Consider the following 21,300-nt stretch of genomic DNA (forward strand, 5'->3'; position numbering starts at 1 on the left):
GTAGCCACATCGCGGGGCAAGCCCGCTCCCACTGAAGATGGTAGGAGCAGGCTTGCCCCGCGATGCTTTACTTCACCGGCCCCAGATTCGCCTCACTCATATCCAGCTCCCCCAGCACCTGACGCACCACGTCATCGCCAATCTGGTGCTGGCGATGCAGGTTGTACAGTTCCAGACGCTGGGCCCGCAGCGCCCGCAGGCGCAAGCGCCGCTCCAGGTGATCCATCTGCTCGGCAAGGGCCTGGGCCTCGGCGCTGTCGTTGAAGGTATCGAGCTGATGCCGGTACTCCGCCATCAACCGTGCCTTGAGTTCTGCCGCCAGTGCTGCCTGGGACGCATCCAGTGGGGCACCGGCCTCAGCCAGGTCTTCTGCCTCGAGGGCGTGAATCGCCGCTTCAGCTGTGCGCCGCCAGGCGTCCTGGGCTTCCTGGCGCAGGGCGTCATCCGGGCTCTTGGTGACACCGCGCAACAGCAACGGCAAGGCAATGCACGCCGACACCAGCGACAGCAGAATCACCCCGGCAGCAATGAATATCAGCAAATCGCGCTCGGGGAAGTCCTTGCCGGCGCTGATCAGCAGCGGCACCGACATGACACCGGCCAGGGTCACCGCCCCGCGCACGCCACCGACAGTCAACAACCAGCAAGAACGGGCGTTGGGCATCAGCACCAGGTCTTCCTTGCCGCGCCAGCGACGGATCACGCCAATCAAGCGCCAGATGCTCTGCACCCAGATGAAACGCAAGGCCAGCAACACCGCGAAGATCGCCACCACATCCAGGCAGCGCCACAACAAGGTCGGCCACAGCGAGGCTTCGTGGCTGGTCACCGCCTTGATGATATCGGGCAACTGCAAGCCCAACAGCAGAAAGATCAGGCCATTGAACGCGAACTCCAGCAGCGACCAGACGCTGCGGTTGAGCAAGCGCGTGCTGGTCTGGCGGGGCAGCAGGTCGAGCCAGCTCTGCATCATCCCCGCCGCCACTGCCGAGAGAATGCCGGAGGCGCCCAGGCGTTCGGCCAGCACATAAGCGGCAAATGGCAACAGCAACATGAACACCACATGGGTGGCCGGATCATCCCAGCCGCGGGCAATCATCCAGGCGCGCAGGCGGCCGACCAGCCAGCTCAGGGCCACACCAATGGCCAGGCCACCGACGGCCACCAGCACAAAGGTCAAGCTGGCCTCGGCCAGGGAGAACACGCCGGTAATCGCCGCCGCCAGGGCGAACTTGAAGGTCACCAGGCCCGAGGCGTCGTTCATCAACGCCTCGCCCTGAAGCATGTGCATCAACGGGGTCGGCAAGCGGTCCTGGGTAATCGCCGAGACCGCCACGGCATCGGTGGGCGACAACACGGCAGCCAGGGCAAAGGCCACCGGCAAGGGGATGCTCGGCAGTATCCAGTGAATGAAATAGCCCGCCCCGACCACGGTAAACAGCACCAGGCCGACGGCCAGGGTCAGGATAGGCCCGCGCAACTTCCACAGTTCACGCTTGGGCATCCGCCAGCCATCGGAAAACAGCAGCGGCGGCAAGAACAAGAACAGAAACAATTCCGGGTCCAAGGCCACGTGCAGGCCCAGGGTAGGCCACGCCAGCAAGGCGCCAGCGGCAATTTGCACCAACGGCAAGGGCAGCGGGATCATCCGCCCGACCAGTTTGGATACACTCACCAGCATCAGCAGGATGAGAACGGTGTAGGCTGATTGCATTCGGCGAGTCCTGTTCAATTCAAACGCATTCAATAACTTATGCGGGCCTGGGTACGGCATTGCCATTGAAACGACATATTAGCCGCTTAGGCTGCCGGCGCACCGCTGCACAAAAGTCGCAGTACTGCCAAGAACCTGTAACACAATGCTACAAAGAGCCGCGGCAGCGCCAACCCAAAGCTGCCGACCATGGCATAATCCTTCACCATTTTTTCCCAGGGGGGCAAGACATGACCAAACGCGACACGCCATTGCACCTTTATGGAATCAAGGCCTGTGACACCATGAAGAAAGCCCGCACCTGGCTCGAAGACCAGGGCCTGGGCTACGATTTCCACGACTACAAGACCCAGGGCATCGACCGTGCGAGCCTTGAGCGCTGGTGCGATGAACATGGCTGGCAAACCGTACTCAACCGTGCTGGCACCACCTTCCGCAAACTCGACGACGCCCAGAAGGCCGATCTCGACCAGGCCAAAGCCATCGAACTGATGCTGGCCCAGCCGTCGATGATCAAGCGCCCTGTGCTCGACCTCGGCAAGCGGACCCTGGTCGGCTTCAAGCCTGATCTGTACGCGGCCGCCCTTCAGTAACCCGGCGCCGAGCTTTCATTCAATTTCGCAAGAGGTAACTGCATGTCCACTACCCTGTTCAGCCTGGCCTTCGGTGTCGGCACCCAGAACCGTCAAGGCGCCTGGCTGGAAGTCTTCTACGCACAGCCGCTGATCAACCCGGCTGCCGAACTGGTCGCGGCCATCGCCCCAGTCCTGGGCTACGAAGGCGGTAACCAGGCGATCGCCTTCAGCACCAGCCAGGCGGCCCAACTGGCCGAAGCCCTCAAGGGCGTCGACGCTGCCCAGGCCGCACTGCTGACCCGCCTGGCAGAAAGCAACAAGCCGCTGGTGGTCACCCTGCTGGCCGAAGACGCCGCACTGACCTCCACCCCGGAAGCCTACCTGAAGCTGCACCTGCTCTCGCACCGCCTGGTCAAGCCACACGGCCTGAACCTGGCCGGCATCTTCCCGCTGCTGCCGAACGTAGCCTGGACCAGCCAGGGCGCCATCGACCTGGCCGAGCTTGCCGAGCAGCAACTGGAAGCGCGCCTGAAGGGCGAACTGCTGGAAGTGTTCTCGGTGGACAAGTTCCCGAAAATGACCGACTACGTCGTCCCTGCCGGCGTGCGTATCGCCGACAGCGCTCGTGTGCGCCTGGGCGCCTACATCGGCGAAGGCACCACCATCATGCACGAAGGCTTCGTCAACTTTAACGCCGGCACCGAAGGCCCGGGCATGATCGAAGGCCGCGTTTCTGCGGGCGTCTTCGTCGGCAAGGGTTCGGACCTGGGCGGCGGTTGCTCGACCATGGGCACCCTGTCCGGCGGCGGCAACATCGTCATCAAGGTTGGCGAAGGCTGCCTGATCGGCGCCAACGCCGGTATCGGCATCCCGCTGGGCGACCGCAACACCGTCGAAGCCGGCCTGTACATCACCGCTGGCACCAAGGTGAACCTGCTGGACGAGAACAACCAGCTGGTCAAGGTCGTCAAGGCCCGTGACCTGGCCGGCCAGACCGACCTGCTGTTCCGCCGCAACTCGCTCAACGGCGCCGTGGAGTGCAAGACCCACAAATCGGCCATCGAGCTGAACGAAGCGCTGCACGCCCACAACTAAGTGGTACCATCGGGTCTGGCCTAACGCCAGGCCCGATTTTCAGGTCCGATCATCATGTTCCAGCCCTCCCCCTGGCGCGCTGACTTTCCAGCCATCGACGCCCTGCAACGGCAACACCAGACCTACCTGGACAGCGCCGCTACCACGCAAAAACCGCAAATCCTGCTCGATGCCTTGAGCCACTATTACGGCCATGGTGCAGCCAATGTGCACCGTGCCCAACACTTGCCCGGCGCCCTGGCTACCCAGGCCTTCGAACGCAGCCGGGAAAAGGTTGCCGGTTGGCTGAACGCCGCAGACAGCCAGCAAATCGTCTTCACCCATGGCGCCACCTCGGCCCTGAACCTGCTCGCCTATGGGCTTGAGCCGCTGTTCGAGGCCGGTGACGAGATCGCCATCAGCGCCCTGGAACACCATGCCAACCTGCTGCCCTGGCAGCAGTTGGCTCAGCGTCGCGGGCTCAAGTTGGTAGTCCTGCCACTGGACAGTCGCGGCCTGATCGACCTCAACATCGCCCTGCAACTGATTGGCCCGCGTACCCGGGTGCTGGCGGTCAGCCAGCTTTCCAACGTACTCGGCGCCTGGCAGCCACTGGAGCCACTGCTGGCTCATGCCCAGGCCCAAGGCGCACTGACCGTGGTCGATGGCGCCCAAGGCGTGGTCCACGGCCGCCACGACGTACGTCAACTGGGCTGTGACTTCTACGTATTCTCCAGCCACAAGCTGTATGGCCCTGACGGTGTCGGCGTGCTCTACGGCCGCAGCGAAGCCCTGGCGCGCCTGCGTCACTGGCAGTTCGGCGGCGAGATGGTACAGGTCGCCGACTACCACAGCGCCAGCTTTCGCCCGGCGCCCCTGGGCTTCGAAGCCGGTACCCCGCCCATTGCCAGCGTGATCGCTCTGGGCGCCAGCCTCGATTACCTGGCGGGTCTGGATGCCAACGCAGTCGCCGAGCATGAAGCCGGCCTGCACCGCCACCTGCTGCGCGGCCTCAACGACCGCGACGGCATCCGCTTGCTCGGCCAGCCGCAACTGGCCCTGGCCAGCTTCGTGGTCGAGGGCGTACACAACGCTGATCTGGCCCATATGCTCACCGAGCAGGGTATCGCCGTGCGCGCCGGCCATCACTGCGCCATGCCGTTGCTTAAAAGCCTCGGCCTGGACGGCGCGATCCGCGTATCCCTGGGTTTGTACAACGACTCCAACGACCTGCAGCGCTTCTTCGAAGCTCTGGATCAAGCCCTGGAGTTGCTGCGATGAGCCTGCCCGTCGTGGCACAACAAGCCCTGAATGCTTTCGAACAGGCGCCAGGCTGGGAACAGCGGGCGCGACTGCTGATGCAATGGGGCGAGCGTCTGGCGCCCTTGAGCGAAGAGGAAAAGACTGAATCCAACCGTGTTCATGGCTGCGAAAGCCAGGTCTGGCTGGTGGCCGAGCAACAGGACGGCCAGTGGCGCTTCAAAGGTGCCAGCGATGCGCGGATCATTCGCGGCTTGCTAGCACTATTGCTGGTGCGGGTCGAGGGACTGTCCAGCGCTGAGCTGGCGCAACTGGACCTGCCCGCGTGGTTCAATCAACTGGGCCTGGGCCGCCAGCTCTCGCCTTCGCGCAGCAACGGCCTGAACGCCGTGCTGCAACGCATGGCTCAGCTTGCCGCAGGCACCTGAGCCTTGCGCTCGGACGGGCGGCGGGCACCGGCCACAAGCTTTTCCACCGCCTTGCTGGCGGCGACCATGCCAAAGGTCGCGGTGACCATCATCACCGCGCCGAAGCCGCCGGAGCAATCGAGCTTCACCCCCTCGCCGACAAAGCTCTTCTGCAGGCAGACGCTGCCGTCACCTTTGGGGTAGCGCAGTTGCTCGGTGGAGAACACACAGGGCACGCTGTAGTTGCGGGTTACCGTGCGGGAAAACCCATAGTCACGACGCAGGGTCGAACGCACCCGCGAGGCCAGCGGGTCGTTGAAGGTCTTGTTCAGGTCGGCGACGCGGATCTGGGTCGGGTCGATCTGCCCACCGGCACCACCGGTGCTGATAATGGTGATCTTGTGGCGCTTGCACCAGCCAATCAACGCGGCCTTGGCCATGACACTGTCGATGCAGTCGATCACGCAATCGATGTGCTCGCCGATGTACTCGGGCAGGGTTTCCTTGGTGACGAAATCCACCACCGCATGCACCTTGCACGCTGGGTTGATGGCCCGCAGGCGCTCGGCCATGACCTCGGCCTTGGCCCGGCCGATATTGCCTTCCTGGGCATGCAACTGGCGGTTGGTGTTGCTGACGCAGACATCATCGAGGTCGAACAGCGATATTTCGCCCACACCGCTACGGGCCATGGCTTCGGCCGCCCAGGAGCCGACCCCGCCGATACCGACGATGGCCACATGGGCCTCGCGCAGGCGCTGCAGGCCGTTGTCACCGTATAACCGGGCGACACCGGCAAAGCGTGGATCTTCTGTACTCATGGCCCAACCCCGAAAAAACCGGCGCGCATTATAGGCCTCTTGCGGCGCGATGGCACCCTGCTGTGCCCGCCGCCTGAGTGGTGCATTGGTAAAGGTAGTTGTAATCCTGCTTTAATGTCCTATGCAATCCTAAGACTTGGACGACAAAAGCACGGGCCTAAGAACTTCAGCTCCTGAAGCCAATCCAATCTTCTGCCACCGACCTGCTCCCACACTGCCTGGGCAGGAAGCACGCAGGATTCGCGCCTCCTGGCGCCCGCCCGTTCCACCTTTCGGAACCCGAACTATCTATGTCATCGCGTAAATTTGGTATCAACCTGGTAATAGTCATGGCTATCGCCGCACTATTCACCGGGTTCTGGGCGCTGATCAACCGCCCGGTTTCCGCCCCCAACTGGCCGGAGCAGATTTCCGGTTTCTCCTATTCGCCGTTCCGCCTGGGCGAGAGCCCGCAAAAGGGCCAGTACCCGAGCGAGGACGAACTGCGCCAGGATCTCGAGCAGCTCAGCAAGCTGACCGACAGCATCCGGATTTACACTGTTGAAGGCACCCAGGCGGAGATTCCGCGCCTGGCCGAAGAGTTCGGCCTGCGTGTGACCCTGGGGGTGTGGATCAGCCCCGACCTTGAGCGCAACGAGCGGGAAATCGAGAAAGCCATCGAACTGGCCAACAGCTCGCGCAGTGTCGTGCGGGTAATGGTCGGCAACGAAGCGCTGTTTCGCAAGGAGATCACCCCTGAAGCGCTGATCCAGTACATGGACCGGGTGCGCGCGGCGGTAAAAGTGCCAGTCACCACCAGTGAGCAGTGGCACATCTGGAAAGATCATCCGGAGCTGGCCAAGCATGCGGACCTGGTGGCGGCGCACATCCTGCCGTATTGGGAATTCATCCCGATGAAGGATGCCGGCCAGTTCGTCCTGGATCGCGCCCGCGACCTCAAGCAACAATTCCCACGCAAACCCCTGCTGTTGTCTGAAGTCGGCTGGCCGAGCAACGGCCGCATGCGCGGCGGTGCCGACGCCACCCAGGCCGACCAGGCCATCTATCTGCGCACCCTGGTCAACAAGCTCAACCGCCAGGGTTACAACTACTTTGTCATCGAAGCCTACGACCAACCGTGGAAGGCCAGCGACGAAGGCTCGGTGGGCGCCTATTGGGGCGTGTTCAACGCTGCCCGCCAGCAAAAATTCAACTTCGAAGGCCCGGTGGTGGCCATTCCGCAATGGCGCGTGCTGGCAGTCGGCTCGGTGGTGCTGGCGATGCTCTCGCTGACCCTGCTGCTGATCGACGGCTCGGCCCTGCGCCAGCGCGGCCGGACCTTCCTGACCTTCATCGCTTTCCTTTGCGGTTCGGTGCTGGTGTGGATCGGCTACGACTACAGCCAGCAGTACAGCACCTGGTTCAGCCTGACCGTGGGCTTTTTGCTCGCCCTCGGCGCACTCGGCGTATTCATTGTGTTGCTCACCGAGGCCCATGAACTGGCCGAAGCGGTATGGATCCACAAGCGCCGCCGGGAGTTCCTGCCGGTGCAGGCCGACGCCGCCTACCGCCCCAAGGTCTCGGTGCATGTGCCCTGCTACAACGAGCCGCCGGAGATGGTCAAACAGACCCTCAACGCCCTGGCCGCGCTGGACTATCCGGACTACGAAGTCCTGATCATCGACAACAACACCAAGGACCCGGCGGTCTGGGAGCCGATCAAGGCCCACTGCGAGATGCTCGGCGAGCGCTTCAAGTTCTTCCACGTCGCGCCCCTGGCCGGCTTCAAGGGCGGCGCGCTGAACTACCTGATCCCGCATACCGCCAAGGACGCCGAAGTGATCGCGGTGATCGACTCGGACTACTGCGTCGATCGCAACTGGCTCAAGCACATGGTGCCGCACTTCGCCGACCCGAAGATTGCCGTGGTGCAATCGCCCCAGGATTATCGCGACCAGAACGAAAGCACCTTCAAGAAGCTCTGCTACAGCGAGTACAAGGGCTTCTTCCATATCGGCATGGTCACCCGCAACGACCGTGACGCGATCATCCAGCACGGCACCATGACCATGACCCGCCGCTCGGTACTCGAAGAGTTGGGCTGGGCCGACTGGTGTATCTGTGAAGACGCCGAGCTGGGCCTGCGGGTGTTCGAGAAAGGCTACTCGGCGGCGTATTCCCACGAGAGCTATGGCAAGGGGCTGATGCCCGATACCTTCATCGACTTCAAGAAGCAGCGCTTCCGCTGGGCCTATGGCGCCATCCAGATCATCAAGCGCCACGCCGCGAGCCTGTTGCGCGGCAAGGACTCGGAACTGACCCGTGGCCAGCGCTACCACTTCCTCGCCGGCTGGCTGCCGTGGATCGCCGATGGCATGAACATCTTCTTCACCGTCGGCGCGCTGCTGTGGTCGGCAGCGATGATCATCGTGCCGCAACGGGTCGACCCGCCGCTGCTGATCTTCGCCATTCCACCGTTGGCGCTGTTCGTGTTCAAGGTCGGCAAGATCGTGTTCCTCTACCGCCGTGCGGTGGGCGTGAACCTCAAGGACGCCTTCGCCGCGGCGCTGGCCGGCCTTGCGTTGTCGCACACCATCGCCAAGGCGGTGCTGTACGGTTTCTTCACCAGCAGCATTCCGTTCTTCCGCACGCCAAAGAACGCCGACAGCCATGGTGTGCTGGTGGCACTGTCCGAGGCCCGTGAAGAGCTGTTCATCATGCTGCTGCTGTGGGGCGCGGCGGCCGGGATCTATCTGGTCCAGGGTCTGCCGAGCAATGACATGCGCTTCTGGGTGGCCATGCTGCTGGTGCAGTCGCTGCCGTACCTGGCGGCGCTGATCATGGCCCTGCTGTCGTCGCTGCCAAAGCCGGTGGATGCCGCGCAGCCGGCCCAGGCCTCCTGACCCTGAGATAACCTGTAGGAGCGGGCGTGCCCCGCGATGCGATGGCCCGCAATTGCGGGACACGCCCGCTCCTACAGGGCGCTGAATTGCTATAAGATAACCCCCCTCGAATTCGTGCCCTGCCTTGCCCCCGGAGTTCCCCATGACGGCCCCAGCCGACCTCTCGCCTACCCTTGAACTGGCCTGCGACCTGATTCGCCGTCCGTCGGTAACCCCGCTGGACTTCGACTGCCAGAAACAGATGATGCAGCGCCTGGGCGATGCCGGTTTCCTGCTTGAGCCGATGCGCATCGAAGACGTCGACAACTTCTGGGCTACCCATGGCACCCAGGAAGGTCCGGTGCTGTGCTTCGCCGGCCACACCGACGTGGTCCCGACCGGCCCGGTGCAGGCTTGGCAGAACGATCCGTTCGACGCCCTGATCGATGCCGACGGCATGCTCTGCGGGCGCGGCGCGGCCGACATGAAGGGCAGCCTGGCCGCCATGGTGGTGGCTACCGAGCGCTTCGTCGCCGACTACCCGAACCATCGCGGCAAGGTCGCCTTCCTGATCACCAGCGATGAAGAAGGCCCGGCCCACCACGGCACCAAGGCCGTGGTCGAGCGCCTGGCCGCGCGCAACGAGCGCCTGGACTGGTGCATCGTCGGCGAGCCATCGAGCACCAGCCTGGTCGGTGACGTGGTCAAGAACGGCCGTCGCGGCTCGCTTGGCGCCAAGCTCACGGTGCGTGGCGTGCAGGGCCATGTGGCCTACCCGCACCTGGCCAAGAACCCGATTCACCTGGCAGCTCCAGCCCTGGCGGAACTGGCTGGCGAGCACTGGGACGAAGGCAATGCGTTCTTCCCGCCGACCAGCTTCCAGATCTCCAACCTCAACTCCGGCACCGGCGCCACCAACGTGGTACCGGGCGAGCTGACCGCGCTGTTCAACTTCCGCTTCTCTACCGAATCGACGGTCGAAAGCCTGCAGCAGCGGGTTGCCGCCATCCTCGACAAGCACCAACTGGACTGGCATGTGGATTGGGCGCTTTCGGGCCTGCCATTCCTGACCGAACCGGGCGACCTGCTCGACGCGGTATCGGCCAGCATCAAGGCGGTCACCGGTCGTGAGACCAAGGCCTCGACCAGCGGCGGCACCTCCGACGGGCGCTTCATCGCCACCCTGGGCACCCAGGTGGTCGAATTGGGCCCGGTCAACGCCACCATTCACCAGGTCAACGAGCGGATCCTGGCCAGCGACCTCGATGTGCTGACCGAAATCTACTACCAGACCCTGACCCGGTTGCTTGCCTGATGCTCACCTGCCCGATCTGCAGCGCCGCGCTGAGCACGCTCGACAATGGTGTGGCCTGCCCGGCCGGCCACCGTTTCGACCGTGCCCGTCAGGGTTACCTGAACCTATTGCCGGTGCAGCACAAGAACAGCCGTGACCCGGGTGACAACCAGGCCATGGTCGAGGCCCGCCGCGATTTTCTCAACGCTGGCCATTACGCTCCAGTAGCCCGGCGCCTGGCCGAACTTGCCGCTGAACGCGCACCCGCGCGCTGGTTGGACATCGGCTGTGGCGAGGGTTACTACACCGCGCAAATTGCCCAGGCATTGCCCGAAGCCGACGGTTACGCCCTGGACATCTCCCGCGAAGCGGTCAAGCGCGCCTGCAAGCGCAACCCGGCGCTGACCTGGCTGGTGGCGAGCATGGCCCGGGTGCCGCTGGCCGATGGCAGTTGCCAGTTCCTGGCCAGTGTCTTCAGCCCTCTGGACTGGCAAGAGGCCCTGCGCCTGCTCAGCCCCGGCGGCGGCCTGATGCGTGTCGGCCCGACCAACGAGCACCTGATCGAGCTGCGCCACAAGCTCTACGATGAAGTGCGCGACTACAGCGACGACAAGCACCTGGCACTGGTGCCCGAGGGCATGCGGCACGCCCACAGCGAAACCCTGAAATTGCGCTTGAGCCTTGCCGACAGCAAGGCCCGCGCCGACCTGCTGGCCATGACCCCGCATGGCTGGCGCGCCAGCGCTGAAAAACGCGCGCGCGTCATCGACCAGGCCGAACCTTTCGAGGTCACGGTATCGATGCGTTACGATTACTTTGTGCGCCAAGACTGAGCGCACCCGGAGCCCCTATGCGCCAACCCGATATCGAGATTTACCTGAAAGACGCCGACGTCGACCACAAGCAGATTGCTGCCTGGCTCACTGAAGCGCTCGGCCCGTGCAGCGACTGGCAGCAGAAAGGCCAGACCTACAAGTGCAAGGCCGGTAACATTCCAGTTACCTGGTTACCGAAGGCTGTAGGCAAATGGAACAGTCTTTTCCTGGAAAGCGACCAGACGCCGTGGGATGACGACATTGCCTGCGCCCGCGCCGCCTTTGCCGCACTGAACGTCGAAGTGCGCTGCGCACCGGGCAGCTGGGTCGAGGAAGAAGGTGAAGAGGATGCCGATCGCTGGATCCGCATCAGTGCCGACGGTGAAGAGGAAATCACCTGGCGTACCGCCTGAAAGAGCTTTTTCGAAAAGGCCCGCCCCGGTCGTCCGGCGGCGGGCCTTTTCGCTTCTGGGCCCAGGCTCGAGGCTTGTGGCCCGGCGCTTACAGCCCGACTACGTCTTCTGCCTGCAGGCCTTTCTGGCCCTGAGTCAGATTGTATTCGACCTGCTGCCCCTCAAGCAGGGTGCGATGACCCTCCCCGCGGATGGCACGGTAGTGAACGAACACGTCCGCGCCACCTTCACGCTGAATGAAGCCGTAACCTTTGGCGTCATTGAACCACTTTACACTTCCAGTCTCACGAGACGACATCTGCACTACTCCGGATTTTTATTTTGGAATCGCCTTGCATGCAGAGGGGTCACGGCCCCCTGCCGACGCAGCTTGCGCAAATCTCTTGCAAGCGGCGGACCGAGTATATGACACACTTAAATTAATTTTCATGACCGGGGCGCTTTTTGCTGAACTTGCGCAGATACGGCACACTAGTCGACTGAGCAAGTACTCGAAAATCTCATCCAGAGCACACACCGTATGACCCGTTCCCCCTTGCGCCGCCTGATCTTCGGCGCCCTGCGTCGCCTGTTGTACCTGTGGGTTCGCTCCGAGACCATCAACCAGTCGTCCTTTACCCTGAACCTGGATCGCAGCCGGCCGGTGTTCTACGCCCTGCAGTCGCCGTCGCTCACCGACCTTGCCGTGCTTGACCGCGAATGCACCAAAGCCGGGCTGCCTCGCCCGGTGCTACCGGTCGCCGTGGGTACCCTGCAAGAGCCCGCAGCGTTCTTTTACCTGACGCCGGAGCCCGACTGGCTCGGCCGCCAGGACAAGCGCGGCGCCCCTCCCACCCTGGCGCGGCTGGTCAACGCCATCAGCCAGCATGCCGAGGAAGATGCACAGATCATCCCCGTCAGCGTGTTCTGGGGCCAGTCGCCGGCCAGCGAATCCAGCCCCTGGAAGCTGCTGTTCGCCGACAGCTGGGCAGTTACCGGGCGCCTGCGCCGTCTGCTCACCGTACTGATCCTCGGGCGCAAGACCCGCGTGCAGTTCTCGGCGCCGATTCACCTGCGCGAGCTGGTGCAACACAACAAAGGTCACGAGCGCACCGTGCGCATGGCCCAGCGCCTGCTGCGGGTGCACTTTCGCAACCTCAAGAGCGCGGTCATCGGCCCGGACATCTCCCACCGGCGCAACCTGGTCAAGGGCCTGGTCCACGACCCGCTGGTGCGCCAGGCCATTGCCGATGAAGCCGAACGCGAGAAAATCCCGCTGGCAAAAGCCGAAGCCCAGGCCCTGCGCTACGGCAACGAGATCGCCTCGGACTACACCTACACCGCCATCCGCTTCCTCGAAGTGGTACTGAGCTGGTTCTGGAACAAGATCTACGACGGCATCAAGGTCAACCACATCGAGCAGGTGCAGGGCATCGCCCCGGGCCACGAAGTCATCTACGTGCCGTGCCACCGCAGCCATATCGACTACCTGCTGCTGTCCTACCTGCTGTTTCGCAACGGCCTGACGCCGCCGCACATCGCTGCCGGGATCAACCTCAACATGCCGGTGATCGGCGGCCTGCTGCGCCGTGGCGGGGCGTTTTTCATGCGCCGCACCTTCAAGGGCAACCCGCTGTACACCGCCGTGTTCAACGAGTACCTGCACACCCTGTTCACCAAGGGTTTCCCGGTCGAGTACTTCGTCGAGGGCGGCCGCTCGCGCACCGGGCGCATGCTGCAGCCGAAAACCGGCATGCTCGCCATCACCCTGCGCAGCTACCTGCGTTCATCGCGCACGCCAATCGTCTTCGTGCCGGTGTACATCGGATATGAACGGGTACTCGAAGGCCGCACCTACCTGGGCGAACTGCGCGGGGCGAGCAAGAAGAAAGAAACGATTTTCGACATCTTCAAGGTCATCGGCGCGCTCAAGCAACGCTTTGGCCAGGTGGCGGTCAACTTCGGCGAGCCGATCCGCCTCGGCGCCTTCCTCGACCAGCAGCAACCCGGCTGGCGCGAGCAGGAGCACGGCCCACAGTTCCGCCCGGCCTGGCTCAACGAAACCACATCGCGCCTGGGCGAGAAGGTCGCCCAGCACCTGAACGAGGCAGCGGCGATCAACCCGGTCAACCTGGTGGCCCTGGCGCTGCTCTCCACCAGCCGCCTGGCCCTGGACGAACGCGCCCTGGCGCGGGTGCTGGACCTGTACCTGGCACTGCTGCGCAAGGTGCCCTACTCGCCGCACACCACGCTGCCTGAAGGCGATGGCCTGGCCCTGATCAGCCACGTCAAGGGCATGGAGCTGCTGGCCGAGCAGAGCGATGCGCTAGGCAAGATCCTCTACCTGGACGAGCAGAACGCCGTCCTGATGACCTACTACCGCAACAACGTGCTGCATATCTTCGCCCTGCCGGCCTTGCTGGCAAGCTTCTTCCAGAGCAGCTCGCGGATGAGCCGCGAACTGATCCTGCAGTACACCCGGGCATTGTACCCGTACCTGCAATCGGAACTGTTCATTCGCTGGGAGCTCGATGAGCTGGACGCAGTCATCGACCAGTGGCTGGAGGCTTTCGTCGAGCAGGGCCTGCTGCGCTTTGAAAACGGCGTGTACCTGCGCCCGGCGCCAAGTTCGCGGCAGTTCGTGCTGCTGACCCTGCTGGCCCGTGCCATCACCCAGACCCTGCAGCGCTTCTACATGGCCACCGCCTTGCTGCTCAACAGCGGCCAGCACACGCTGAGCGCCGAAGAGCTGGAAGACCTGTGCGTGATCATGGCCCAGCGCCTGTCGATTTTGCATGGCCTGAACGCCCCGGAGTTCTTCGACAAAACCCTGTTCCGCCACTTCATCCAGACCCAGATCGAACAAGGCGTGCTGCATCCGGACGTCAATGGCAAGCTCGGTTACCACGAAAAACTCAGCGAGCTGGCCGAAGGCGCGGCCAAGCGGGTGTTGTCGGCGCAGGTGCGCCTGTCGATCCGCCAGGTAGCCCTGCATCGCAGCGAAGAAGCCACCGAGACCGCGGCATAGGCCATACTGGCCCGTGCCATTGGAGCAACACGAATCGAACCGGTTGGCGACCGCCGTAGCGGCGCCAACGATAAGGAGCTACTGATGAAAAAACTGTCCCTGATCCTTCTTGGCAGCCTGCTGGCCGCGTGCAGCAGCACCCCTGAAGCGCCCAAGGCCAGCCTCGATGGCGAGGTCTTCTACCTGCAACGTATCGCCCTGCCGCCGGCCGCCACTTTGAGCGTCGCCCTGCAGGACGTTTCGCTGATGGACGCCCCCGCCGTCACCCTGGCCAGCCAGAGCGGCCCGGTCAAAGGCAACGTGCCGCTGCCCTTCCACCTGAGCTACGATCCTGCTCAGGTCAAGCCCGGCCACCGCTATGCGGTCAGCGCGCGGATCGAACTGGACGGCAAGCTGCTGTTCATCAATACCGAACACCATGGTGTGCAGCTTGATGGCAACGACCCGCAGCCGGTGCGGATCAAGGTCGATGCCGTTCGTTGATTGATTGTGTTCCCTTCGCATAAGGATGCTGCCATGTTCCGCCCTGCTCTAACCTTCACCGGCCTGTGCGCCGGCCTGCTGCTGTCAGCCAGCGCCCTGGCGCTGTCGCTCGGCGACCTCTCGCAAAAAGATGCCTCCACTGGCCTGAAAGACGCACTGACCCAGGGCGCCCAGGTAGCAGTGAAACAACTGGGCACCCCCGGTGGTTTCAGCAACAACCCGGATGTGCGCATCGAACTGCCGGGCAACCTTGGCAAAGCGGCCAAGAAGATGAAGACCTTCGGCATGGGCGCCCAGGTCGAGCAACTGGAAACCAGCATGAACAAAGCCGCCGAGGCGGCCATGCCGCAGGCCCAGGCGCTGCTGGTCGATGCCGTGAAGAAAATGACCGTGGACGATGCCAAGGGCATCCTCAGCGGCGGCAACGATTCGGCTACCCAGTACCTGAGCAAGACCAGCCGCGAGCAGATTCGCGCCAAGTTCCTGCCGATCGTCAAGAAAGCCACCGACCAGGTTGGCCTTGCCCAGCAATACAACAACTTCGCCGGGCAAGCGGCGACCCTTGGCGTGCTGGATGCCAAGAATGCCAACGTCGAAGGCTACGTGACCGAACAGGCGCTCAACGGCCTGTTCGAGATGATTGCCAAGCAGGAAGAAACCATCCGCCAGAACCCGGCTGCGGCGGCTACCAGCATTGCCAAGAAGGTGTTTGGCGCGCTTTAAAAGCATCGCGGGGCAAGCCCGCTCCTACCGTAGGAGCGGGCTTGCCCCGCGATGAGGCGCTCAGGCTTTCTTGACCCTGAACCACGCCGCATATAGCGCCGGCAGGAACAACAGCGTCAACGCCGTCGCCACGATCAAACCGCCCATGATCGCCACTGCCATCGGCCCGAAGAACACGCTGCGTGACAGCGGGATCATCGCCAGCACTGCCGCCAGGGCTGTCAGTACGATCGGCCGGAAGCGCCTCACCGTCGCCTCGATAATCGCTTGCCAGCGGTCCAGCCCGGCGGCAATGTCCTGCTCGATCTGATCGACCAGGATCACCGAGTTGCGCATGATCATCCCTGACAGGGCAATGGTCCCGAGCATCGCCACAAACCCGAACGGCTGGCGGAACACCAGCAGGAACAGGGTCACGCCAATCAGCCCCAGGGGCGCAGTGAGGAACACCATCACCGTGCGCGAGAAGCTGCGCAATTGCAGCATCAGCAAGGTCAGTACCACGACGATGAACAACGGCACCCCGGCGTTTACCGACTTCTGCCCACGGGTCGAGTCTTCCACCGTGCCACCCACTTCCAGCAGATAGCCATCAGGCAGCTCGGCACGTATCGGGTCCAGGGTCGGCAGGATCTGGTTGACCAGGGTCACCGGCTGCTCTTTGCCATAGATATCGGCACGTACGGTGACGTTGGGCAGGCGGTTGCGGTGCCAGATGACGCCCTCTTCAAAGCCATATTCCAGGGTCGCCACCTGCGACAGCGCCACACTGCGGCCATTGTCGGTGGGCACCGCCAGGCTTGGCAGGTTGGCAAGCTCGCTGCGCTCCTGCTGGGTACCGCGCAGGAGGATCTCGATCAGCTCGTTGTCTTCGCGAAACTGGCTGACCGCAGAGCCGGTCAGCGAGCTTTGCAGAAACTTCGCCAGGTTCGCCGTGCTCACCCCCAGTGCGCGGGCGCGGTCCTGGTCGATGTTCAGGTAGACCACCTTGCTTGGCTCTTCCCAGTCCAGATGGACGTTGACCACATGAGGGTTCTCGCGCACCTTGGCCGCCACTTTACGGGCCAGGGCACGCACCTGCTCGATGTGCTCGCCAGTGACCCGGAACTGCACCGGGTAGCCCACCGGCGGGCCGTTTTCCAGGCGCGTGACTCGCGAACGCAGGTCGGGGAACTGTTCATCGAGGGTGGCGATCAGCCAACTGCGCAGTTGCTCACGCTCCTCGATGGTTTTCGCCAATACCACAAACTGGGCAAAACTTGCCGCCGGCAGTTGCTGATCCAATGGCAGATAGAAGCGCGGCGAACCGGTGCCGATATAGGCCACATAGTTGTCGATTCCCGCGCGCTCCTTGAGCAGCGCTTCCAGGCGTTTGACCTGCTCGGCGGTGTTGCTCAGCGAGGCGCCTTCGGCCAGCTTGAGGTCGACCATCAGTTCCAGGCGCCCGGAGGCCGGGAAGAACTGCTGGGGCACGAAGCGGAACAACAGAATGCTGCCGATAAACAGGGCGATGGTCGCCACGATCACCGTCTTGCGCCGCTCCACGCACCAGCCGACCAGGCGCCGCACACGCTGGTAGAACGGCGTGCCGTACGGATCCGGGCCGCCCTCGGCGGTGCCGTGCTTGGCCGCGTGCAGCTTGGCCAGGTCCGGCAGCAGGCGCTCGCCCAGGTAGGGCACGAACACCACCGCAGCGATCCATGAGGCGAGCAAGGCGATAGTCACTACCTGGAAGATCGAGCGGGTGTACTCGCCCGTACCGGACTGCGCGGTGGCAATCGGCAGGAAGCCTGCGGCAGTGATCAGGGTGCCGGTGAGCATCGGGAAGGCAGTGCTGGTCCAGGCGAAACTGGCGGCCTTGAGCCGGTCGAAACCCTGCTCCATCTTGATCGCCATCATCTCCACGGCAATGATCGCGTCATCCACCAGCAAGCCCAGGGCCAGTACCAGCGCACCGAGGGAGATCTTGTGCAGGCCAATGCCGAAGTAGTACATGGCGGCAAAGGTCATCGCCAGCACCAGCGGAATGGCCAGGGCCACCACCAGGCCGGTGCGCATCCCCAGCGAGAAAAAGCTCACCAGCAAGACGATGGCCAGGGCTTCGACCAGCACCTGGACGAACTCGCCAACGCCGGTCTTCACCGCTGCCGGCTGATCGGAGACCTTGCGCAGCTCCATGCCGGCCGGCAGGTTGTGGGCGATGCGGGCGAACTCGGTTTCCAGGGCCTTTCCCAGCACCAGGATATCGCCTCCCGCCTTCATCGACACCGCCAGGCCAATGGCATCCTCGCCCATGAAGCGCATGCGCGGTGCGGGCGGATCATTGAAACCTCGGCGCACATCGGCGACATCGCCGATACGGAAGGTGCGATCGCCGACCCGGATCGGGAACTGCTGGATCTGCTCGACCGTGGTGAAGCGCCCGCTGACGCGAAGTTGCAGGCGCTCGCTCGGGGTCTCGAAGAAGCCTGCGGTGCTCACCGCGTTCTGCTCTTCCAGCGCCTGCTGAACCGCTGCCAAGGGCAGGCCGAGGGTGGCCAGCTTGAGGTTGGACAACTCGATCCAGATCTTCTCGTCCTGCAGCCCCAACAGCTCGACCTTGCCGACATCCTTGACCCGCTGTAGCTGGATCTGCACCCGGTCGGCGTAGTCCTTGAGCACGGCGTAGTCGAAGCCGTCACCGGTCAGCGCATAGATATTGCCGAAGGTGGTACCGAATTCATCGTTGAAGAACGGCCCCTGGATACCCTGGGGCAAAGTGTGGCGGATATCGGCGACCTTCTTGCGGATCTGGTACCACAGCTCGGGGATGTCGGCCGAATGCATCGAGTCGCGGGCCATGAAGGTGACCTGCGATTCACCGGGGCGCGAGAACGAGACAATCTTCTCGTACTCGCCGGTTTCCATCAGTTTCTTCTCGATGCGTTCGGTCACCTGGCGCGAGACTTCCTCGGCACTGGCGCCTGGCCAGATGGTCCGGATGACCATGGCCTTGAAGGTAAAGGGCGGGTCTTCGCTCTGCCCCAGCTTGGTGTAGGACAGCGCGCCGACCACGGCCAGCAGAATCATCAGGAACAGCACGATCTGCCGATTGCGCAGGGCCCAGGCGGAAAGGTTGAAACCCATCGGGACTTACTCCTTGGCCGCCAGATTCACCACACGATTGGAACGATCCACCGGACGCACCTGTTGCCCCTCCTGGAGCACATGCACGCCGGCCGCCACCACCCAGTCCGAGGCATTCAGGCCTTCGAGCACCGGTACGGTACTTTCACCGTAGGCACCAACCCGCACCGGCACGCGTTTGAGGGTGTTGTTGGCATCGACACGCCAGACGTAGGTCTGGCCGTTCTCTGAGGTCAGCGCCGAGAGCGGCACCGCCAGGGGAATCTGCTCGGCGTGCTGGATATACACCCGGGCGCTCTGGCCAAGCTCGGCCGGCACCTTGCCAGCGCTAAAGGCGATGCGCGCAGCGAAGGTCCGCGAGCGCGGGTCAGCCGAGGGTGACAGCTCGCGAATACGGCCGTTGAAGCGTTGATCCGGTTGCGACCAGAGCTCCACCGACACCGCCTGGCCAACCTTGAAACGGCCAAAGTTCTGCTCCGGCAGGCCGATCAGCACCTCGCGCTCACCGTCGGTGGCCAGGGTAAATACCGTCTGCCCGGCAGATACCACCTGCCCCACTTCGACCTGACGCTTGGCAATCACCCCGTCCTGGGATGCCCGCAGCACGGCGTACTCTGCCTGGTTGCCGGCGACGTCGAACTCGGCGCGTACCTGCTTGAGCCGGGCGAGACCTGCGCGGTAGAGGTTTTCGGCATTGTCATATTGCGAATGGCTGACCATCTGCCGGTCGAGCAAGGTCTTGTAGCGGTCGCGTTCGGCCTTGACCAGGCTCAGGTTGGCTTCGGCGGCGGCCAGTTGGGCACGGCTGGCTTCCAGTTGCAGGCGTACGTCCTGGGGGTCGAGTTCGGCCAGTGCCTGCTCGGCCTTGACCCGCTGCCCCTCCTCGACCAGGCGCTTGCTGACCTTGCCACCGATACGGAACGCCAGCTCCGGCTCGAAGCGCGCACGCACCTCGCCAGGGTAGCTGTCGGCAGCGGCGCTGGCCGGCTGCGGCTGCACCACCATGGCCGGACGAAGGGAAGTCTGCGGTGCGCTTTCCTGCCCACAGGCAGCAAGCAACAGCACGAGACCGACGGGCAAAGCGAGGGGCAAGGCATGGCGCAACATGATGGATGACCTTTCGCGAATGGCGCTTTGAATATTTATACTGACGGGTATATTAAATCAGGGAACCGGACCGTGGAAGCAGGCGTCCGAGAGAAATCCCATTTTTACCCCAGGAGCAGCGCGTCGATATTTGCCCGCCGAAATACCGGTCGCGATGTACCATGTGCACTTACTGGAATATGTAACTTTTCACTCATGCCCAAAGTCACCGCTCCTACCGGCCCCGGCCGACCCAAGGACCTGGCAAAGCGCCAGGCCATTCTCGAAGCAGCCAAAGCGCTGTTTCTAACCCTTGGCTATGCCAACACCAGCATGGATGCGGTCGCGACAGCGGCAGGTGTGTCAAAACTCACGGTCTACAGCCATTTCACCGACAAGGAGACACTGTTTTCCTCGGCGGTGGTCGCCACCTGCACGGCACAGTTGCCCGAGCTGATCTTCGAGCTGCCTGAAGGAGTGCCGCTGGAGCAGGTACTGGTGAAAATCGGCCGCGGCTTTCAGGCGCTGATCAGTAGCGACCTGTCGGTCAAGCTGCACCGGCTGATCATGGCCCTGGGCAATCAGGATCCGAAGCTCAACCAGATCTTCTTCGAGGCTGGCCCGTTGCGGGTCCTGCACGAGATGGAGGCGCTGCTGCGCCAGGTGGATGCCCGCGGGCTGCTGAGTATCGAACTGCCGGCCAATGCCGCCGAGCACTTCTTCTGCCTGCTCAAGGGCGCGGCCAACTTCCGCCTGTTGCTCGGCTATGCCCCGGCGCTGGATGCCGAGGCCGCCGAGGCCCATGTGCAGGAAGTGGTGGCGCTGTTCATGCGCGCCTACCGGCCTTAAGCCTTGAGGGCTTTTTTCGGGTAGATGTCGTAACGGCTGGATTTGCCTTCCAGGCAGTGACTGGGCTTGGGCCCGTCGATGATCGGCGCCTTGCGCGGGCGCTTGACCACCACCCGGTGGCTGGCCAAGGCCAGGGCGGCTTCGAGCAGCGCCGGGGCGTCGAGGTCGTCACCGACCAGCGGACGGAACACGCGCATTTCCTTTTTTACCAGGGCGCTCTTGTCGCGGTGCGGGAACATCGGGTCGAGGTAGATCACCTGCGGCGGCTCGCCCTGCCAGTTGCGCATGCGCTCGATGGCATTGCCGGTGAGCAGCTGCATGCGGGCGACGATCGGGCCCACCTCGGCATCGCTACGGGCGCGGGCCAGGCCGTCTTCGAGCAGGGCGGCGACCAGCGGCTGGCGCTCGATCAGGGTCATCTGGCAGCCCAGGCTAGCCAGCACGAAAGCGTCCTTGCCCAGCCCCGCCGTGGCGTCGAGCACCTGCGGGCGCACGCCCTGGGCGACCCCCACAGCCTTGGCGATCATCTGCCCGCTGCCGCCGCCGAACACCCGCCGGTGGGCTGCCGCGCCTTCGACGAAGTCCACCCGCACCGGCCCTGGCGCCTGCGGCCCCAGTTGCTGGATCTGTAGACCATCGGCGCCGACCTGCACCGCGAAGCCTGCGTTGTCATCGCTCAGCGGCAACTCCAGGCGCTGCGCCCACTCGGCAGCCTGGGCCTGATAATCGGCCGTCAATGCCTCGACCCGGATGCCGCCGTCCGCCAGTTGCTCCACTATCAAATCCTGTACT

General features: G+C 63.6%; 18 protein-coding genes. 12 read left to right on the plus strand and 6 right to left on the minus strand.

Annotated features, from left to right (window positions below; translation table 11 throughout):
- Nucleotides 1–67: 67 nt before the first annotated feature.
- Entirely contained in the window at nucleotides 68–1,714 is a 1,647-nt protein-coding gene (locus F8N82_RS19005; protein WP_038996749.1) for a Na+/H+ antiporter, read from the minus strand.
- A gap of 230 nt (nucleotides 1,715–1,944) precedes the next feature.
- Between F8N82_RS19005 and F8N82_RS19010 the strand changes: the two genes are divergently transcribed.
- From F8N82_RS19010 to F8N82_RS19025, 4 genes are read left to right on the plus strand one after another with little or no spacing between them, the layout of a single operon-like run.
- Nucleotides 1,945–2,307, plus strand: coding sequence for an ArsC family reductase (locus F8N82_RS19010; protein ID WP_095163244.1), 363 nt, complete (start codon nucleotides 1,945–1,947; stop codon nucleotides 2,305–2,307).
- 42 nt (nucleotides 2,308–2,349) lie between these two features.
- Nucleotides 2,350–3,384 (plus strand): 2,3,4,5-tetrahydropyridine-2,6-dicarboxylate N-succinyltransferase, encoded by a 1,035-nt coding sequence (dapD, locus tag F8N82_RS19015; protein ID WP_095163246.1) that lies wholly within the window; start codon nucleotides 2,350–2,352, stop codon nucleotides 3,382–3,384.
- A 54-nt stretch (nucleotides 3,385–3,438) separates the two neighbouring features.
- Nucleotides 3,439–4,644, plus strand: a complete 1,206-nt coding sequence (locus F8N82_RS19020; protein WP_038996750.1) for an aminotransferase class V-fold PLP-dependent enzyme — start codon at nucleotides 3,439–3,441, stop codon at nucleotides 4,642–4,644.
- Nucleotides 4,641–5,051, plus strand: coding sequence for a SufE family protein (locus F8N82_RS19025; RefSeq protein ID WP_038996751.1), 411 nt, complete (start codon nucleotides 4,641–4,643; stop codon nucleotides 5,049–5,051). Before F8N82_RS19020 ends, F8N82_RS19025 begins: the two co-directional genes overlap by 4 nt.
- On the opposite strand, the gene tcdA is transcribed toward F8N82_RS19025, so the two are convergent.
- The gene (gene tcdA / locus F8N82_RS19030; protein ID WP_038996752.1) at nucleotides 5,030–5,851 is read right to left on the minus strand and encodes a tRNA cyclic N6-threonylcarbamoyladenosine(37) synthase TcdA; all 822 of its coding nucleotides are present in this window, start codon (nucleotides 5,849–5,851) and stop codon (nucleotides 5,030–5,032) included. The two genes, F8N82_RS19025 and tcdA, sit on opposite strands and share 22 nt — an antisense overlap.
- Nucleotides 5,852–6,141: 290 nt before the next feature.
- Between tcdA and F8N82_RS19035 the strand changes: the two genes are divergently transcribed.
- The 4 genes from F8N82_RS19035 (at nucleotide 6,142) to F8N82_RS19050 (ending at nucleotide 11,234) form a co-directional block, all read left to right on the plus strand.
- Nucleotides 6,142–8,733, plus strand: coding sequence for a glycosyltransferase (locus tag F8N82_RS19035; protein WP_038996754.1), 2,592 nt, complete (start codon nucleotides 6,142–6,144; stop codon nucleotides 8,731–8,733).
- Between the two features lie 142 nt (nucleotides 8,734–8,875).
- Nucleotides 8,876–10,027, plus strand: a complete 1,152-nt coding sequence (dapE, locus tag F8N82_RS19040) for a succinyl-diaminopimelate desuccinylase (protein ID WP_038996755.1) — start codon at nucleotides 8,876–8,878, stop codon at nucleotides 10,025–10,027.
- Complete coding sequence (locus F8N82_RS19045; protein ID WP_095163247.1) at nucleotides 10,027–10,839, plus strand: putative RNA methyltransferase; 813 nt, start codon at nucleotides 10,027–10,029, stop codon at nucleotides 10,837–10,839. The genes dapE and F8N82_RS19045 overlap by 1 nt, the downstream gene beginning before the upstream one ends.
- Nucleotides 10,840–10,856: 17 nt before the next feature.
- The gene (locus tag F8N82_RS19050; RefSeq protein WP_038996758.1) at nucleotides 10,857–11,234 is read left to right on the plus strand and encodes a hypothetical protein; all 378 of its coding nucleotides are present in this window, start codon (nucleotides 10,857–10,859) and stop codon (nucleotides 11,232–11,234) included.
- 88 nt (nucleotides 11,235–11,322) lie between these two features.
- Here F8N82_RS19050 and F8N82_RS19055 read toward each other — a convergent pair whose 3' ends face one another.
- Nucleotides 11,323–11,532 carry a cold-shock protein gene (locus tag F8N82_RS19055; RefSeq protein WP_038996759.1) on the minus strand — a complete coding sequence of 70 codons (210 nt, stop codon included), beginning with the start codon at nucleotides 11,530–11,532 and terminating at the stop codon, nucleotides 11,323–11,325.
- Nucleotides 11,533–11,754: 222 nt separating this feature from the next.
- Between F8N82_RS19055 and plsB the strand changes: the two genes are divergently transcribed.
- The 3 genes from plsB to F8N82_RS19070 all read left to right on the plus strand — a co-directional run bounded on the left by plsB (nucleotide 11,755) and on the right by F8N82_RS19070 (nucleotide 15,447).
- On the plus strand, nucleotides 11,755–14,241 hold the full coding sequence (plsB, locus tag F8N82_RS19060) for a glycerol-3-phosphate 1-O-acyltransferase PlsB (protein ID WP_150776881.1): 2,487 nt from the start codon (nucleotides 11,755–11,757) through the stop codon (nucleotides 14,239–14,241).
- Between the two features lie 84 nt (nucleotides 14,242–14,325).
- Complete coding sequence (locus F8N82_RS19065; protein ID WP_038996762.1) at nucleotides 14,326–14,724, plus strand: YbaY family lipoprotein; 399 nt, start codon at nucleotides 14,326–14,328, stop codon at nucleotides 14,722–14,724.
- Between the two features lie 33 nt (nucleotides 14,725–14,757).
- Nucleotides 14,758–15,447: a DUF4197 domain-containing protein gene (locus F8N82_RS19070; protein ID WP_038996763.1), complete on the plus strand. Its 690-nt coding sequence runs from the start codon at nucleotides 14,758–14,760 to the stop codon at nucleotides 15,445–15,447.
- A 60-nt stretch (nucleotides 15,448–15,507) separates the two neighbouring features.
- Here F8N82_RS19070 and F8N82_RS19075 read toward each other — a convergent pair whose 3' ends face one another.
- Nucleotides 15,508–18,573, minus strand: a complete 3,066-nt coding sequence (locus tag F8N82_RS19075) for an efflux RND transporter permease subunit (RefSeq protein ID WP_038996764.1) — start codon at nucleotides 18,571–18,573, stop codon at nucleotides 15,508–15,510.
- 6 nt (nucleotides 18,574–18,579) lie between these two features.
- Nucleotides 18,580–19,680 (minus strand): efflux RND transporter periplasmic adaptor subunit, encoded by a 1,101-nt coding sequence (locus F8N82_RS19080; protein ID WP_038996765.1) that lies wholly within the window; start codon nucleotides 19,678–19,680, stop codon nucleotides 18,580–18,582.
- A gap of 195 nt (nucleotides 19,681–19,875) precedes the next feature.
- Here F8N82_RS19080 and F8N82_RS19085 point away from each other — a divergent pair, with 195 nt between their 5' ends.
- On the plus strand, nucleotides 19,876–20,508 hold the full coding sequence (locus F8N82_RS19085; protein ID WP_038996766.1) for a TetR/AcrR family transcriptional regulator: 633 nt from the start codon (nucleotides 19,876–19,878) through the stop codon (nucleotides 20,506–20,508).
- Here the strand turns inward: F8N82_RS19085 and F8N82_RS19090 are convergent.
- Nucleotides 20,505–21,284 (minus strand): class I SAM-dependent methyltransferase, encoded by a 780-nt coding sequence (locus tag F8N82_RS19090; protein WP_162195915.1) that lies wholly within the window; start codon nucleotides 21,282–21,284, stop codon nucleotides 20,505–20,507. The two genes, F8N82_RS19085 and F8N82_RS19090, sit on opposite strands and share 4 nt — an antisense overlap.
- Nucleotides 21,285–21,300 lie beyond the last annotated feature (16 nt).

It is taken from the genome of Pseudomonas fluorescens, from assembly GCF_902497775.2.
Classification (GTDB): Bacteria; Pseudomonadota; Gammaproteobacteria; order Pseudomonadales; family Pseudomonadaceae; genus Aquipseudomonas; species Aquipseudomonas putida_F.

Excerpts from the sequence above, each read along its gene's own strand:
- F8N82_RS19005 (WP_038996749.1), bottom strand. The coding sequence starts at position 1,714 with ATGCAATCAGCCTACACCGTTCTCATCCTGCTGATGCTGGTGAGTGTA.
- F8N82_RS19010 (WP_095163244.1), top strand. The coding sequence starts at position 1,945 with ATGACCAAACGCGACACGCCATTGCACCTTTATGGAATCAAGGCCTGT.
- dapD (WP_095163246.1), top strand. The coding sequence starts at position 2,350 with ATGTCCACTACCCTGTTCAGCCTGGCCTTCGGTGTCGGCACCCAGAAC.
- F8N82_RS19020 (WP_038996750.1), top strand. The coding sequence starts at position 3,439 with ATGTTCCAGCCCTCCCCCTGGCGCGCTGACTTTCCAGCCATCGACGCC.
- F8N82_RS19025 (WP_038996751.1), top strand. The coding sequence starts at position 4,641 with ATGAGCCTGCCCGTCGTGGCACAACAAGCCCTGAATGCTTTCGAACAG.
- tcdA (WP_038996752.1), bottom strand. The coding sequence starts at position 5,851 with ATGAGTACAGAAGATCCACGCTTTGCCGGTGTCGCCCGGTTATACGGT.
- F8N82_RS19035 (WP_038996754.1), top strand. The coding sequence starts at position 6,142 with ATGTCATCGCGTAAATTTGGTATCAACCTGGTAATAGTCATGGCTATC.
- dapE (WP_038996755.1), top strand. The coding sequence starts at position 8,876 with ATGACGGCCCCAGCCGACCTCTCGCCTACCCTTGAACTGGCCTGCGAC.
- F8N82_RS19045 (WP_095163247.1), top strand. The coding sequence starts at position 10,027 with ATGCTCACCTGCCCGATCTGCAGCGCCGCGCTGAGCACGCTCGACAAT.
- F8N82_RS19050 (WP_038996758.1), top strand. The coding sequence starts at position 10,857 with ATGCGCCAACCCGATATCGAGATTTACCTGAAAGACGCCGACGTCGAC.
- F8N82_RS19055 (WP_038996759.1), bottom strand. The coding sequence starts at position 11,532 with ATGTCGTCTCGTGAGACTGGAAGTGTAAAGTGGTTCAATGACGCCAAA.
- plsB (WP_150776881.1), top strand. The coding sequence starts at position 11,755 with ATGACCCGTTCCCCCTTGCGCCGCCTGATCTTCGGCGCCCTGCGTCGC.
- F8N82_RS19065 (WP_038996762.1), top strand. The coding sequence starts at position 14,326 with ATGAAAAAACTGTCCCTGATCCTTCTTGGCAGCCTGCTGGCCGCGTGC.
- F8N82_RS19070 (WP_038996763.1), top strand. The coding sequence starts at position 14,758 with ATGTTCCGCCCTGCTCTAACCTTCACCGGCCTGTGCGCCGGCCTGCTG.
- F8N82_RS19075 (WP_038996764.1), bottom strand. The coding sequence starts at position 18,573 with ATGGGTTTCAACCTTTCCGCCTGGGCCCTGCGCAATCGGCAGATCGTG.
- F8N82_RS19080 (WP_038996765.1), bottom strand. The coding sequence starts at position 19,680 with ATGTTGCGCCATGCCTTGCCCCTCGCTTTGCCCGTCGGTCTCGTGCTG.
- F8N82_RS19085 (WP_038996766.1), top strand. The coding sequence starts at position 19,876 with ATGCCCAAAGTCACCGCTCCTACCGGCCCCGGCCGACCCAAGGACCTG.